The sequence below is a fragment of the Streptosporangium nanhuense genome (assembly GCF_059358815.1).
Genome location: NZ_JCADBG010000002.1, coordinates 359,103 through 373,590 on the forward strand (window position 1 = coordinate 359,103; position 14,488 = coordinate 373,590).

Sequence of the window (14,488 nt, forward strand, 5' to 3'; positions counted from 1 at the left end):
CGCCCCGGCCGATCGGGACGCGGTCGTGCGTCCCGATCGGCCGGGGCGGTCCGGAGAACCGGGTGACCCGGAGGAGCCAGGGGAGTCAGGCGCCCTTCCTGGCCGGCCTGCGGAGCCGGATGTTCTCCAGACGGTCGAAGCCGTCCAGCACCCGCCCGCCCAGCGCCCGCATCCGCAGGAGCGTGGAGGGCGGCAGCAGCACCGCCCTGATCCGCCTGCCGCGGCTCACGGTGGCCGCCAGCGCCCGTCGCACGCTCCGCATGTCCTCGCGCAGGGTGGCGATCTCGCCCGGGGTCCTGGCGTAGAGCATCCGTTCCACCGCCGAGGCGATCCTCGCCAGCGCGGCGGCGGCCTCGGGCTCGAGCCTGTACTGCTCGGCCAGCCGCCCGGCCAGCGCGCGCGGGCTCTCGCTCGCCTGCCGGGACATCCCGTAGTCGCACAGGGCGTCGTCTAGCTCGGCCCACGCGGCCGTCACGGCGGGCTCCCAGCGGATCACCCTGACCGCCGAGGGGGCGGACGGCTCCCCGCCCGCAGGGTTTCCGGTCCGCACGGAACGGGAGCCCTCGGGGTCTCCGGTACGCGAGTAGGCCCTGTCGCGGCGGAGCCGCAGCTGCCAGCGGATCAGCGCGGGGATCAGCAGGACCAGCAGCGCGATCGCGACCCCGATCCCGATCTTCCCGGCCAGCGGCATTCCCTCGTCCACCGGGGTCAGCACGCCGCCGAACTCCCTGTCGAGCATCTCCTCGCGGCGGTCGTTCGCCGCCCCGGTCGGCGAGTCGGAGGCCGCGGGGCCCGACGACGGTGCCGCGCTCGGCTCGTCGGGGGTGTCCGGTGCCACCTCGGGGCGGGTGTAGGTCGGTATCGTCGCGCTGCCCTGGCCCGCTCCGCCCGCCGGGGTGGGCTCGAAGCGGAGCCACCCGGTGCCCTCGAAGTACAGCTCGGGCCATGCGTGCGAGTCGTGGGTGCGCACCTGCCACCCGTCGGAGGTGACGCTGCCCCCGGTGTAGCCGATGGCGACCCGGGAGGGGATGCCCAGGACGCGCGCCAGCACCGCCATGGAGGCGGCGAACTGCTCGCAGTAGCCGGTCCTGTTGCGGATCAGGAAGTCCGTCAGCGCCGGGCCGTTGTGCCCCTGGGTGGCCAGGCTGTAGGTGAACCCGCCGGTCTCGGTGAAGAACTCCTGCAGCTGGATCGCCTGCTCGTACGCGCTGGAACCCCGCTCGGTCTCCTGGAGGGCGAGCTGCCTGATCTCGTCGGGCAGGTTCTCAGGCAGCGCCAGGTAGCGTTCCCTGATCGCCGTCGCGGGCGGGGCCGCGGCCTTGAGCCGGTCCGCCGTGGGCTCGGGCTCGGCGGTGACGGCCTGGTACGTCAGGCCCCCCGCGGTGTTCCGCGTGGAGAAGACCATGAGCGTGTCGCGGTCGGGCCGCCAGTCGCCCGCCACCGTGACCTTGGAGACCGGGTAGGGCAGGGGGAGGAAGCTCAGCCTCCTGACCTGCTCGCTCACCGTGACGGTGACGTTCGCGGGCGTGACGGGCACGCCCGGGCTCTGCCCAGGGGGCGGGGGCATCGGCGCGTCGGAGGTCCGGTCCTCGGGGCGGCCCCTGGGCTCCGACATCGTCCACTGCTCGCCGTCGAAGATGTCGAGCGAGTACATCCTCAGGTAGCGCGACGTGCTGTCGCTGGCCTGGTAGGTCAGGACGGTGGAGTTCTCCGGCAGCGACAGCTGGCCGCGCAGGTTGACCATGGGGTTCGGGATGCTGATCGAGTTGCCGCCGCCCCTGCCGTTGCCCACGCCGAAGCCGAACAGCGGGTTGGGCTCCATGGTGGGCAGCAGCGCGGGCAGCAGGACGGCGAGCGCGATCGCGGTGAAGCCGATGCGCCTGCCGGAGAGCCGCAGCGCCCCGCCGTCGGAGGGCGTGGGCCGGGTGACGGTGAAGGACGAGCTGCGGCGCACCAGCACCGCGCGGCCCCAGTGGCTGACCCGCTCCCGCCCGTCGGCGACGAGGATTCCCAGGTAGCCCAGGGCCCCGACGATGAACGCCGGCCAGCTGATCGGATCGGCGACCACCGCCGCCGGGACCGTGAACAGCGCCAGCAGCGGCAGCCCGGTGAGCGCCGCCCTGCGCAGCCGCGCGGCCAGCAGGTCGACCAGGAGGGCGATCAGGCCGACGCCGCCGCAGGTGAGCAGGACGATGCCGGTGCTGTCGGGCACCGGGGCGGCGAACCGCTGGATGTCGGCGAAGCCCGTCGTCAGCAGCCGGTCGAGCCTGGCGATCGAGTCCCAGGTGGGGAAGATCTTCCCCCACGCCTCGTCCCCGGCGAACACCGCCGTCAGGTAGATCCACACGGCCAGCAGCTGCGCGGGCGGCGCCAGCCAGCCGGGCAGCGCGTAGCGGCCGGCCAGCACGCCGATCCCGGTCACGACCAGGATGACGCCCACGCTCGACCAGAACCAGGCGCCGCCCTGGAAGAGCGGGTAGAGCGCGATCGCGACCGCTCCGGTGGCCACGCCCGACGCGATGGAAAGTCTCATGAGCCACCCCTGCTCGCCGCGAATCGTCCGCGTTGCGCGACGTCCTGCCACACGCTCGCGACGGAGGCGCCGGCGGGCAGCCGCACGACGCGCCAGCCCGTCCCGGTGAGCACCGACCGCGCCGCCTGGAACTCCTCGTCCTCGCCCTGCTCGGGATGCTCCCACGCCTCCACGTCCAGCATCACGGCCACGCCGGTCACGTTGCCGTGCCTGGCCCTGGACAGCTCCTGGGCCTGGTCGAGGTCCATCTTGCCGAGCACGGCCACGATCAGGCCGTCGCCGCCGCCCTGCCGCAGCGCGCCGACGCCGTACTCCAGCGACCGGGCCGTGCTGGCCCGTACGACGGCCAGGGTGTCCAGCAGCGACAGGCTCAGCCCGGTGTCGGTGAGGTGCTCGGCCCCCTGGTCGGTGACCAGGCGCAGGCCGAGGCCCTCGTGGGCGAGGTGCACGCCGATGGAGGCCGCGGCCGAGACCGCCGCCTCGAACGACGAGCGCGGGCCCTCGCCCCGGTGGGCGTAGCGGCGGGTGTCCAGCAGCAGCGCGCCCCTGCTCTGCCACTGCTGTTCCTCGCGCCGCACCATCAGCTCGCCGTGCCTGGCGGTCGAGCGCCAGTGCACCCGCCGCAGGTCGTCGCCCTGGCGGTACTCGCGCGGCGCGACGTCGTCGTCCCCGGCCGCGGCCACGCTCCTCGTACGGCTGTCGCCCCCGCCCGTCCACTCGCCCGCCAGGCGGACGTGGGGCAGGGCCACCACCTGGGGCGTCACCATCAGCGTGTCGCTGATGGTGAACGACCTGGTCAGCTCGACCAGGCCGAAGGGGTCGCTGATCCGGATGGAGAGCGGCCCGATGGTGAAACGCCCGCGCAGGTCGGAGCGGACCCGGTAGTCGATCTCCCGGATGCCCTGCGCCTCCACCCGGTCCAGGACGAACCTGGGCCGGGCGCCGAGCGCGTAGGGAACGGTGTCCTCGATCATCAGCAGGCCGGTCGGCAGCCGGGTGACGTTCTCCAGCCGCAGCGTCACGGTGGACTCGTTGCCCACCTCGGCCCTGGGCGGGTCCAGGCGCCGGGCGCAGCTCAGCCGGTAACGGGTGCGGGCGACCACCATCGCCGCCAGCAGCGGCAGCGAGATGATCAGCACGCCGATCCTGATCAGGTCGTGCTCGCCGAGGATGAAGGCGCACAGCAACGCCGCGACGCCGGACGCCAGGAAGGACCGGCCGCGGGCGGTGAGCGCCTTGAGGCCGGAGGTCACCGGGCCTGGGCCTCGGGCACGGGCACCCGGCGGACCAGGTCGGCGATCACCTGCTCGGGCGGGCGGCGCTGCCCCTGGGCCTCGATGCTGGGCAGCAGCCGGTGGGCCAGGACGGGGACGCACAACTCCTGCAGGTCGTCGGGGATGACGTAGTCGCGGCCCGCGAGCGCGGCGTGCGCCCGCGCGGCCCTGACCAGCTGCAGGGTCGACCGGGGGGAGGCGCCCAGCCGCAGGTCGGGGGACTGGCGGGTGGCGGTCACCAGGTCGATCGCGTACTTCTTGATCGGCTGGGAGACGTAGACGCCGCGCACCGCCTCGATCAGCGCCTTCACCTGCTCGGTGGTGGCGACCGGCTCCAGCTTGTCCAGCGGGGAGGCGGCGCCGTGCACGTCGAGCATCTCCAGCTCCGCGGAGGGGGCGGGATAACCCATCGCGATCCGGGCGGTGAACCGGTCGCGCTGTGCCTCGGGAAGGGGGTAGGTGCCCTCCATCTCGATCGGGTTCTGCGTCGCGATCACCATGAAGGGGGAGTCCAGGCGGTAGGTCGCGCCGTCGACGGTGACCTGGTGTTCCTCCATGCACTCCAGCAGCGCCGACTGGGTCTTCGGCGACGCGCGGTTGATCTCGTCACCCACCACGATGTTGGCGAAGACCGGGCCGGGCTTGAACTCGAACTCCCTGGTCTGCTGGTTGTAGGCGCTCACCCCCGTGATGTCGCTCGGCAACAGGTCGGGGGTGAACTGCACGCGGCGCACCGGGCAGTCGATGGATCGCGCCAACGCCTTGGCGAGCATGGTCTTGCCCACTCCTGGCACGTCCTCGATGAGGAGGTGCCCCTCGGCGAGGAGTACGGTCAAGGTCAGGCGGACGACGTCGCTCTTGCCCTCGATCACCGATTCGATCGACTGGCGGATCCGGTGCGCGGTGACGACGAGATCATCGAGCTGTGGTGAGACGTCATGGGTTACTGCCACCAGGCCTCCATGAGGGTGCGGCGGTTGCGCGCCGGGGGGTTGCCGTTGCGGAATCTTTGCGATCCCGTTACTCATTCTGCCTACCGACACTACGGCGCCGTACGTTCCCTCGGCGACTTTATGCGGTCATCAGGGCTGATTCCGGTTAAACAGTCATAGTGCGGCCACGACGGTCGCGGTGCGGTACGGATGAGGTGCCGATCCCGTGACGGGCGCGAGGATCCTCACCTTCCTCCATTCTTCACCGCCCTCCGGTTTATTTCATGATCTTCGGGCTATTCGGGCGGCCTTCCCGACACGCCCGTGGCGTACGAGGGGCCGCTTACCCCCTCCACTCCGCACCACCCCATTTGAACTGGGGAAATGTCGGCGAAACCCGTCGTGAAGTGGCACGGAATCAGTTGACGGTGGAGAGAAGTGGAGTATGGTGGTGCGCAGTGGAGGGCAGGGCTGCGACGCCTGGCGCTCCGCTGGGCACGGGAGGTGAGGCCGGTGTTCCTCGGCACCCACCACCCGCGTCTCGATGACAAGGGACGGCTGTTCCTGCCGGCGAAGTACCGCGAGGAGCTGGCGGAGGGTCTGGTGATCACCAAAGGCCAGGAGCGCTGCCTCTACGTCTTTCCCGTAGAGGAGTTCCAGCGCATAACCGAGGCTCTGCGCACCGCGCCGGTCACCGCCAAGGCGGTCCGTGACTACAGCCGCGTCCTCTTCGCCAGCGCGTCCGACGAGGTCGCCGACAAACAGGGCCGGATCACCGTGCCGCAGGCTCTGCGCGAGTACGCCAGCCTGCGCCGCGACTGCGTGGTCATCGGGGCCAACACCCGGCTGGAGATCTGGGCCGCTGACGCCTGGAGCGCCTATCTGGCCGACCAAGAGCAGGCTTTTGCCGATCTGTCGGAGGAGGTGCTGCCAGGGATTCTGTGACTCCACGGTCGACTCATCGGTAAAACGTCGTTCGGCGAGGTCTCCACCCGCAACCACCTGCCCGTCAGCTGATGCACCTTCCCCGGTGTCAGGTGACAGGCGGACACGCGGGTGCGGATGGGGACCTGGCCGGACGGCCCCGAGGGTGGGGGCCAGTTTTCAAGACACCGGTGAGCGTCCGCCGCGCGTCCACGGGACGAGGCGGGAAAGAGGGGGGTTGCGCTTCATGCGCGCCGAGAACCACAACCATGATCTCCAAACGCCTGGGGGTCACGTCCCCGTCATGCTCGACCGGGTGCTGGAGTTGCTCGCTCCGGCGCTGGCCCGCCCCGCCCCCGTCCTCGTCGACGCTAACCTCGGCCTCGGCGGCCACGCCGAGGCGCTGCTCGCCGCGCATCCCTCGCTCCACCTGATCGGGATCGACCGCGATCCCACCGCCATCGAGCGCTCCACCGCCAGGCTCGCCCCGTACGCCGACCGGATCACGCTGGTCCGCGCGGTCTCCGACGAGCTTCCCGAGGTGCTGGCCGAGGCGGGCCGTCCCCGCGTCGACGCCGCGCTGTTCGACCTGGGCGTCTCCTCCCCGCAGCTGGACGAGGCCGAGCGCGGTTTCGCCTACTCCTACGACGCGCCGCTGGACATGCGGATGGACCGCGACGAGGAGCTGACGGCCGAGGTCGTCGTCAACACCTACCCGGCCGCCGCGCTCATCCGGATCCTGCGGGATTACGGAGAAGAACGATTCGCCCCGCGTGTCGCGCACTTAATCATCAAGGAAAGGGCCAGAGAGGCCATAACGTCTACCAAGCGGCTTGCGGAGATCGTCAGGACGGCGATCCCGGCCGCTACTCGCAGGACCGGGGGAAACCCCGCCAAAAGGACTTTTCAGGCGTTGCGGATCGAGGTGAACGCGGAGTTGACAGCGCTGGAACGCGCGCTCCCGGCCGCGCTCGACGCATTGACGCTGGGCGGGCGCGTCGTCGTGCTCGCGTACCACTCCCTTGAGGACCGGCTGACGAAGCAGGTCATCACCGCGCGGACCAGGGACACCGGCCCCGCCGGACTCCCCGTCCCGCTGCCGGCTCACCAGCCGCGGTTCGCGCTCCTGACAAGGGGAGCCGAGCTTCCGAGCGAAGAGGAGGTGGCCCGCAACCCGCGGGCGGCCTCCGCCCGGTGTCGGGCGGCAGAGAGGATCCGTGAGGCAGTTGACGAGGAGTGAGACAGACGTCCGACGCGCCGCGCCCAGCCGCGGCGCGCGCCCTGTGCGCGTCCCCCGCGCGGTGCCGCAGGGGTACGGGACCAGGCCTGCCAGGCCTGCGCCCGCCGCCGCTCCGGCCGCGCGGGTCAAGGCTGCGGCATCTGGGGCCCCCGGGGGCTCCGCGCCCCGTCGCGCCCGGCCGCCGAGGGCTCCCTTCCTGCTGCTCGTGGTCGGCCTGCTCTGCGGCGGCCTGGTCAGCCTGCTGCTGCTGAACGCCGTGCTCGCCAAGGACTCCTTCAGGGCCAACGGGCTGCGCAACGAGATCAACGGCCTGCGCATCGCGAAGGAGAGCAAGGAGAGCGCCATCATGCGGCAGGAGATGCCCGAGGCGGTCGCGAGGAGGAACGAGCTCCAGGGGCTGGGGTCCGACTGGGACAGGATGCACGTCATCGACCCCGACAAGCCCTCCGCCGGTGTCGCCGGTGACGTCCGGACGCCCGCGGGGCAGGAGCGAGTGCCGGGCACGGGCCAGTGAGGGAGAGCGGCGGCCAGACCGGCGGCCCAGGCCCCGGACAGGGCCCCGGACAGGGCCGCGGTGGTTCCGCCGGGGGGCCGTCCGGAGGTTCGGGCCGCCGCGCTCCCGGCGGCCCCGGCCGTACGGCCGGGCCGGACGGTTCACCGGAGGTTCCGGGCAGGCAGGGGAGACCGGGGAGGCCGGCAGCGTCCGGGGACACCGGTGCTCCCGGCGTGCCCGGCGGCCCCCAGGGGCCCGCCTCCCCGCGCAGGTCCCCGGCCCCCGGTTCGCCGGGCAGGCCGGCCGGTTCCGGCTCCTCCGGCGGTTCCGGCCGCGCGGGTTCCTCCGGCGCGGCGCGCAAGGCCGACGGGACGGGCAGGTCCGGTGCGCCGGGCAGGCCGTCCGGCTCCGGCCGCGCGGGTTCCCCCGATGGGCCGGGCTCCCAGGGCAGGCCGTCCGCCGCCTCCGGCAGGGGAGGCTCTCCCGCCAGGGGGCAGGGGTCCGACAGGGGGCGACCGTCCCCCGCCGACGGTCCCGGCAAGGGGACCGGCAGGCCCGGTCCGGCCGGGAGGCCGCCCGCCCAGGGCGGTTCCGGCAGGGCGTCGGGCTCCGGCGGTTCCGGCAGGGCCGGCTCGTCCGGGAGGCCCCCGGCGCCGGGAGGGGCCGGCAGGTCCGACAGATCTGACAAATACGATAAACCGGCTAGGCCGGGCTCCTCGGCGAGGCCGCCGGCCGCCGGCCCGTCCGGCAGGTCCGGGGCCCCGGGCAGGCCGGGTCCCGCGGGCAGGTCCGGTCCCGGCGCGCGACCGTCCGCCTCCGACGGGCCGGGCAGGACCGCGCGCCCGGACGGCAGGAGCGGTGTTCCCGGCTCCCACGGGGCTCCGGGCAGGCCCGCCCGCCCCGAGACGCCGGGCAGGACCTCCGCCCCCCGGCCCGGCAGGCCGCCGGGCCCCGAGGCCCCGCGCGGGCCGGTGCGGTCCCCGCGGCCGGAGGGGCCGCCGGACCCGCTGGGCTGGGTACGGTCCGTGCCGAGGCGCGGGGGCGACCGCCCCGGTGACCACGAGCACACCCGCACGGTGACGCGCGGCGGTGGTGGTGCCGGCGGCAGGCCGCCGCGGCCTCCGGCGCGCCCGTCCGCGGTGCTGCGCCTGGGCAACCCCCGCAGGCGCATCGGCATCGGCCTGATGGCGATGACCTTCGTGCTGTCCATCTTCGCGGGGCGGCTCATCCAGCTCCAGGGCCTCGACTCGAAGGTCTACACGGCGGAGGCGGCCAAGCAGCGCGTGCAGGGCGAGAAGCTGCCCGCCAGGCGAGGGGCGATCACCGACGTCAACGGCCACGAGCTCGCGCTGACCCTGGAGGCCCGCGAGATCTTCGTGGACCCCTCCGAGGTCTCCGCCTCCCAGCGCGACCGGGTGGCTACGGTCCTGGCCAAGGAGCTGGGCACGCCCAAGGAGCCGATCGTCGCCAAGCTGGCCCAGAGCACCAGCCACTACCAGCAGCTCGCCTCGGCCGTCGACCCGGCGCTCGCCCAGCGGATCATGGCGTACGACCTCAAGGGCGTCGGCAGCAAGCACCGCTACCGGCGCGACTACCCGGGCGGTGACCTGGCGGGAACCCTGCTGGGTTTCGTCGGCACCGACGGCACCGGGCTGGCCGGGCTGGAGAGCACCTACGACAAGCTGCTCGCGGGCCGCGACGGCGAGCAGATCATCGAGACGGGCGCCAGGGGGCAGCGCATCCCGATGACCCGCAGCACCGTCCGGGCGCCCGTCGAGGGCAGGGACGTGCGGCTCACCATCGACCGCGACGTCCAGTGGGCCGCGCAGAAGGCGATCGGCGAGCAGGTGAAGGCGACCGGGGCGCGCACCGGCAGCGCCATCGTGATGGACGTGCGGACCGGCCGGGTGATCGCCATGGCCAACGCGCCCGAGCTCGACCTGAAGAACTGGATGAACGCCCCCGGCGCCGACCGGGTCAACCGGTCGGTCACCGACGTGTTCGAGCCGGGCAGCACCAACAAGGTCATCACCGCCGCGGCGGCCCTGGAGTCGGGAGCCGTGCGGCCGGAGAGCCTGTTCACGGTCGCCGACGAGATCAGGTGCGCCGACCGGGTGCTGAAGGACTCCCACCCCCACCCCACCGAGCGCCTGACCTTCTCGGGCATCGTGGCGACCTCCAGCAACGTGGGCACGATCCTCGCCACCCAGAAGATCGGCGACGAGAAGCTCCACTCGATGCTCCAGCGGTTCGGGTTCGGCGCGAAGCCCGGCACCGGGCTGCCGGGGGAGGAGGCCGGGCTCCTGCCCGACTGGAAGGACTGGTCGGGCAGCCAGCGCTGCACGATCGCGTACGGCCAGGGGGTCTCGGTGACGGCGCTGCAGACGGCGAGCGTCTACCAGACCATCGCCAACGGCGGGGTGCGCGTCACCCCGCAGGTCGTGGCCGGAACCACCGGGGAGAACGGGGCGTTCACGCCGTCCCCGCCGGGCAAGCAGACCCGGGTGGTCGGCGAGCGTACGGCGCGGGAGGTGGCCACCATGCTGGAGGCCGCGGTGAGCGAGGAGGGCACCGGCAACCTCGCCGCGATCGACGGCTACCGGGTGGCGGGCAAGACGGGGACCGCGATGCGCTACGACACCAGATGTCAGGGCTATTGCGGATACACCGCGACATTTGTTGGTTTCGCCCCCGCGGACAAGCCGCGGCTGGTCGTCCTGGCGGTCCTCCAGGACCCCCAGGAGGGCCACTACGGTGGGGAGATCGCCGCTCCGGTCTTCAAGAAGGTGATGACGTTCGCGTTGAAGAGCGGGAAGATCCCGCCGACCGGAACCAGGCCCTCCCCGGTGCGGATACGCGCCGGAGAGTGACGAGTGAAGGTACGCTCTCGCCGTGCATCCCCCGTCGTCAATGCGACCCTCAACCAGTTCACCCCGACCGCTCTCGGGGCTGGCGAGCCTGATCGGCGCGCCCTCGGGCACCTCGCGAGCCCCGCTGGCCGCGGTGTCCGGAATCACCATCGACTCGCGCCAGGTGTGCCGGGGAGATCTCTACGTCGCGCTGCCGGGGGCCACGGCCCACGGGGCCGACTTCTCCGCCCAGGCCCTCGCCGCGGGTGCCAGCGCGATCCTGACCGACGAGGCGGGCAGGCGGGCCGCGGTCGCGACCGGCCTGCCGGTCCTCGTCGTGCCGAATCCGCGCGGTCTGCTCGGGCAGGTCTCCGCCTGGGTGTACGGCAATCCGGTGGCGGACGTGATGGTCGTCGGGGTCACCGGCACCAGCGGCAAGTCCACGGTCAGCTTCATGCTGGAGGCCGGTCTGCGGGCCGCCGGGCACAACCCCGGGCTCGTCGGGGGCGTGGAGATCCACGTCGGTGACCTGCGCTTCACGCCGAAGCTCACCACGCCGGAGGCCAGCGACCTGCAGGGCCTGTTCGCCCTGATGCGCGAGCGGGGCGTCACCGCCGCCGCCATGGAGGTCTCCAGCCACGCGCTGGCGCTCGGCCGGGTCGACGGGGTGTTCTACGACGTGTCGCTGTTCACCAACCTGTCCCAGGACCACCTCGACTTCCACCGCGACCTCGACGACTACTTCGCGACGAAGGCCCGGCTGTTCACGCCCGAGATGAGCCGCGTGGGGGTCGTCAACATCGACGACGCCCACGGGCGCGAGCTCCGTGTCATCGCGAAGATCCCGATGACCACCTTCTCCGCCGAGGGCGCCATCGAGGCCGACTGGCGGGCCGTGGACGTGCGCCTGGGCCCCGAGGGCAGCACCTTCACGGTCGTGGGCCCCGGAGGCGTCGAGGAGGCCGCGTCGGTCGCGCTGCCCGGCCCCTTCAACGTGGCCAACGCCCTGGGCGCGATCGTCGCGCTGGTGGAGGCGGGTGTGCCGCTGCGGGCCGCGGTGGCGGGCGTCGGTACGCTGGCGGGGGTTCCCGGCCGGATGGAGCGGGTGCCCGGCGGCGAGGACTTCCAGGCCATCGTCGACTACTCGCACAAGCCCGGCGCGGTCGAGTCGGTCCTGCGCTCGCTGCGCGAGATCACCGACGGCAGGCTCATCGTCGTGCTCGGCTGCGGGGGTGACCGTGACCGTGGTAAACGCCCAATGATGGGAGAAGCCGCCGCAAGACTGGCAGATGTGGCTATTCTCACCAGCGACAACCCCCGCTCTGAGGACCCCCTGCGGATCCTCGCGGAGATGATGGACGGAGTTCTCGGCGTGTCCCAGGACGGGCGCGCACATGTGATCATTGAGCCGGACCGCGCCGCGGCCATCGACCTGGCCATCGGCCAGGCGGACCCCGGTGACGTCGTCGTCGTGGCCGGCAAGGGCCACGAGCAGGGTCAGTACGTCGGCGACCGGGTGCTTCCCTTCGACGACAGGCAGGTCGTGGCCGACGCGATCGTCAGGCGCAGGGACCGCACCGGGCGCCGAAGCACGTATGGAGAGTAGGGAAGACGCATCATGATCCCGTTGCCGCTGGCCAGGATCGCCGAGATCACCTCGGGGGCCCTCGCGGGCATGGCCGACCCACGCGCGGTGGTGCGCGGCCCGGTCGTCACCGACTCCCGCGCCGTCGAACCGGGGTCGCTCTTCGTCGCGATCAAGGGTGAACGGGTCGACGGGCACGACTTCGCCGCCCAGGCCGTCGCGGCCGGGGCGGTCGCCGTGCTGGCCTCCCGGCCCGTCGACGCCCCCGCCGTCATCGTCGGCGACACCGTGGCCGCCATGACGGTCCTGGCCACCGCGGTCTGCGCGGCCCTGCCGGCGACCACGGTCATCGGCCTCACCGGCTCCGCGGGCAAGACCACCACCAAGGACCTGCTCGCCAGGCTCACCGCCAGGATCGGCCCGACGGTCGCCACGGCCGGCTCGTTCAACAACGAGATCGGCCACCCGCTGACCGTGCTGAGGTCCGGCGAGGACACCCGCTACCTGGTGCTGGAACTCGGCGCGAGGAGCGCGGGCCACATCACCCACCTGACCCGCGTCGCCCCGCCGAGGATCGGCGTGGTCCTCAACGTCGGCACCGCCCACCTGGGCGTCTTCGGCGGCAAGGAGGAGATCGCCAGGGCCAAGGGCGAGCTGGTCGAGGCGCTGCCCGCCGAGGGCGTGGCCGTGCTCAACGCCGACGACCCGCTGGTGGCCGCCATGGCGCGGCGCACCGGCGCCCGCGTCACCTGGTACGGCCGGAGCGAGGGCGTGACCGTGCGGGCCGAGAACGTCACCGTCGACGAGCGCGGACGCGCCTCCTTCACGCTGCGCACCCCCTCGGGCGCCGCCCCGGTGGCCCTGCGCCTGTACGGCGAGCACGCGGTGGAGAACGCGCTCGCCGCCGCCGCGGCCGCCTACGAGCTCGGCCTGCCGGTCGCCACCATCGCCGAGGAGCTGTCGGAGGCCGAGCCGCGCAGCCGCTGGCGGATGGAGGTCACCGACCGCGCCGACGGCGTGACCGTGATCAACGACGCCTACAACGCCAACCCCGACTCCATGCGGGCCGCCTTCGGCGCCCTGGACGCCCTCGCGGGCGACCGCCGCCGCTTCGCGGTCGTCGCCGCCCTGCGCGAGCTGGGCGACGAGAGCGTCGCGCTCAACGAGGGGCTGGGACGCCTGGCCGGGGGCGCGGGCCTCGCGGGCCTGTTCGTCGTCGGCCCCGACGCCGACCCGGTCCTGGCCGGGGCCAGGGCCGCCGTGCAGGCCGGTGCCCTCGCTGTCCCCGCTGTCCCCGCCGTTCCCGCCGTTCCCGCCGTCCCCGCGCACGGGGCGGCGCTCCACGGACCGCCGGGCGACGGCACGGGCGAGCCGCCCGGCCGCCTCTCGCCCGTCGCGGCGTTCGGGGAGGCCCCTGAGTCCTACGCGACCGGCGGCGGGGCTCAGGCCGCCACCCGGGTCTCGCACGCCGCCGACGCGGCCCAGGCGAGCGCGGAGCTGTCGGCGCTGCTGGCGCCCGGCGACGTCGTGCTGGTCAAGGGACCGCGCGCCGCGGGCCTCGAACGCGTGGCCGCGGCGCTGCTCGGAGGTGACCGCCGATGAGGGAGATCCTCGTCGCGGCCGCGGTCAGCCTGCTGCTGTCCATGCTGGGCACGCCGCTCGCGATCCGCCTGTTCTCCCGGCGTGGCTACGGGCAGAGCATCCGGGAGGAGGGCCCCTCCGGCCACCACGACAAGCGCGGCACCCCCACCATGGGCGGCACCGTGATCGTGATCGCCGCGCTGGTCGGCTTCGCCTGCGCCCACCTGTACAGCTTCACGCCCCCCACGGTCTCCGCCGTCCTCGTGCTGTTCCTGATGACGGGACTGGGCGCGGTCGGCTTCCTCGACGACTTCATCAAGATCTACAAGCAGCGCAGCCTCGGCCTGCGCAGCGGCGCCAAGGCGCTGGGCCAGCTCATCGTCGGCGCGGTCTTCGCGGTCCTGGTGACCCGCTTCCCCAACGCCTACCTGATCACCCCGGCCGAGACGCGCCTGTCGTTCCTGCGGGACTTCGGCCCCTCCATCGGCCTCATCGGGTTCACGATCTGGGTGCTGATCATGATCGTCGGGTTCTCCAACGCGGTGAACCTCACCGACGGCCTCGACGGCCTGGCCAGCGGCGCCACCGGCGTGGTGCTGGCCTCGTACGTGCTGATCGGCAACTGGCAGCTGCGCAACAGCTGCACCACCCAGCTCGGGCCCAACTGCTACTGGGTCCGCGACCCGCTGGACCTGGCCGTGGTCGCCGCGGCGGTGCTCGGCGCGCTGGTCGGGTTCCTGTGGTGGAACGCACCGCCCGCGAAGATCTTCATGGGCGACACCGGCTCGCTGGCCCTGGGCGGCGTGCTCGCCGGGCTGGCCATCACCACCAGGACCCAGCTCCTGCTGATCATCCTCGCCGGGATGTGCGTGCTGATCACCATGTCGGTGATCATCCAGGTCGGGTCCTTCAAGCTGACCGGTAAACGGGTCTTCAGGATGGCCCCGCTCCAGCACCACTTCGAGCTGAAGGGCTGGGCCGAGACGACCATCGTGGTCCGCTTCTGGCTGATCGCCGCCCTGTGCGCCGCCGGCGGGCTGGGAATCTTCTACGTGGAATGGATGCCCAGGCTGTGAA

Annotated in this window: 10 protein-coding genes; 7 read left to right on the top strand and 3 right to left on the bottom strand. The window is 72.8% G+C overall.

The window, feature by feature from the left end; all coding sequences use genetic code 11:
* Nucleotides 1–85: 85 nt before the first annotated feature.
* From AC5L38_RS06505 to AC5L38_RS06515, 3 genes are read right to left on the bottom strand one after another with little or no spacing between them, the layout of a single operon-like run.
* The gene (locus tag AC5L38_RS06505; protein ID WP_495241830.1) at nucleotides 86–2,533 is read right to left on the bottom strand and encodes a transglutaminase TgpA family protein; all 2,448 of its coding nucleotides are present in this window, start codon (nucleotides 2,531–2,533) and stop codon (nucleotides 86–88) included.
* The gene (locus AC5L38_RS06510; protein WP_495241831.1) at nucleotides 2,530–3,786 is read right to left on the bottom strand and encodes a DUF58 domain-containing protein; all 1,257 of its coding nucleotides are present in this window, start codon (nucleotides 3,784–3,786) and stop codon (nucleotides 2,530–2,532) included. The genes AC5L38_RS06505 and AC5L38_RS06510 overlap by 4 nt, the downstream gene beginning before the upstream one ends.
* Complete coding sequence (locus AC5L38_RS06515; RefSeq protein ID WP_350973957.1) at nucleotides 3,783–4,760, bottom strand: AAA family ATPase; 978 nt, start codon at nucleotides 4,758–4,760, stop codon at nucleotides 3,783–3,785. The genes AC5L38_RS06510 and AC5L38_RS06515 overlap by 4 nt, the downstream gene beginning before the upstream one ends.
* Before the next feature lie 492 nt (nucleotides 4,761–5,252).
* Between AC5L38_RS06515 and mraZ the strand changes: the two genes are divergently transcribed.
* The 7 genes from mraZ to mraY all read left to right on the top strand — a co-directional run bounded on the left by mraZ (nucleotide 5,253) and on the right by mraY (nucleotide 14,487).
* Nucleotides 5,253–5,684 carry a division/cell wall cluster transcriptional repressor MraZ gene (gene mraZ, locus AC5L38_RS06520; RefSeq protein WP_344747384.1) on the top strand — a complete coding sequence of 144 codons (432 nt, stop codon included), beginning with the start codon at nucleotides 5,253–5,255 and terminating at the stop codon, nucleotides 5,682–5,684.
* A 226-nt stretch (nucleotides 5,685–5,910) separates the two neighbouring features.
* Nucleotides 5,911–6,903, top strand: coding sequence for a 16S rRNA (cytosine(1402)-N(4))-methyltransferase RsmH (rsmH, locus tag AC5L38_RS06525; protein ID WP_495241832.1), 993 nt, complete (start codon nucleotides 5,911–5,913; stop codon nucleotides 6,901–6,903).
* A gap of 205 nt (nucleotides 6,904–7,108) precedes the next feature.
* Nucleotides 7,109–7,417 (top strand): hypothetical protein, encoded by a 309-nt coding sequence (locus tag AC5L38_RS06530; protein ID WP_495241833.1) that lies wholly within the window; start codon nucleotides 7,109–7,111, stop codon nucleotides 7,415–7,417.
* 1,118 nt (nucleotides 7,418–8,535) lie between these two features.
* Nucleotides 8,536–10,266 carry a peptidoglycan D,D-transpeptidase FtsI family protein gene (locus tag AC5L38_RS06535; RefSeq protein WP_495242077.1) on the top strand — a complete coding sequence of 577 codons (1,731 nt, stop codon included), beginning with the start codon at nucleotides 8,536–8,538 and terminating at the stop codon, nucleotides 10,264–10,266.
* Between the two features lie 40 nt (nucleotides 10,267–10,306).
* The gene (locus AC5L38_RS06540; protein ID WP_495241834.1) at nucleotides 10,307–11,851 is read left to right on the top strand and encodes a UDP-N-acetylmuramoyl-L-alanyl-D-glutamate--2,6-diaminopimelate ligase; all 1,545 of its coding nucleotides are present in this window, start codon (nucleotides 10,307–10,309) and stop codon (nucleotides 11,849–11,851) included.
* Nucleotides 11,852–11,863: 12 nt separating this feature from the next.
* Nucleotides 11,864–13,432 carry a UDP-N-acetylmuramoyl-tripeptide--D-alanyl-D-alanine ligase gene (locus AC5L38_RS06545; RefSeq protein WP_495241835.1) on the top strand — a complete coding sequence of 523 codons (1,569 nt, stop codon included), beginning with the start codon at nucleotides 11,864–11,866 and terminating at the stop codon, nucleotides 13,430–13,432.
* Nucleotides 13,429–14,487, top strand: coding sequence for a phospho-N-acetylmuramoyl-pentapeptide-transferase (gene mraY, locus AC5L38_RS06550; protein WP_389906916.1), 1,059 nt, complete (start codon nucleotides 13,429–13,431; stop codon nucleotides 14,485–14,487). Before AC5L38_RS06545 ends, mraY begins: the two co-directional genes overlap by 4 nt.
* Nucleotide 14,488: the final 1 nt, after the last annotated feature.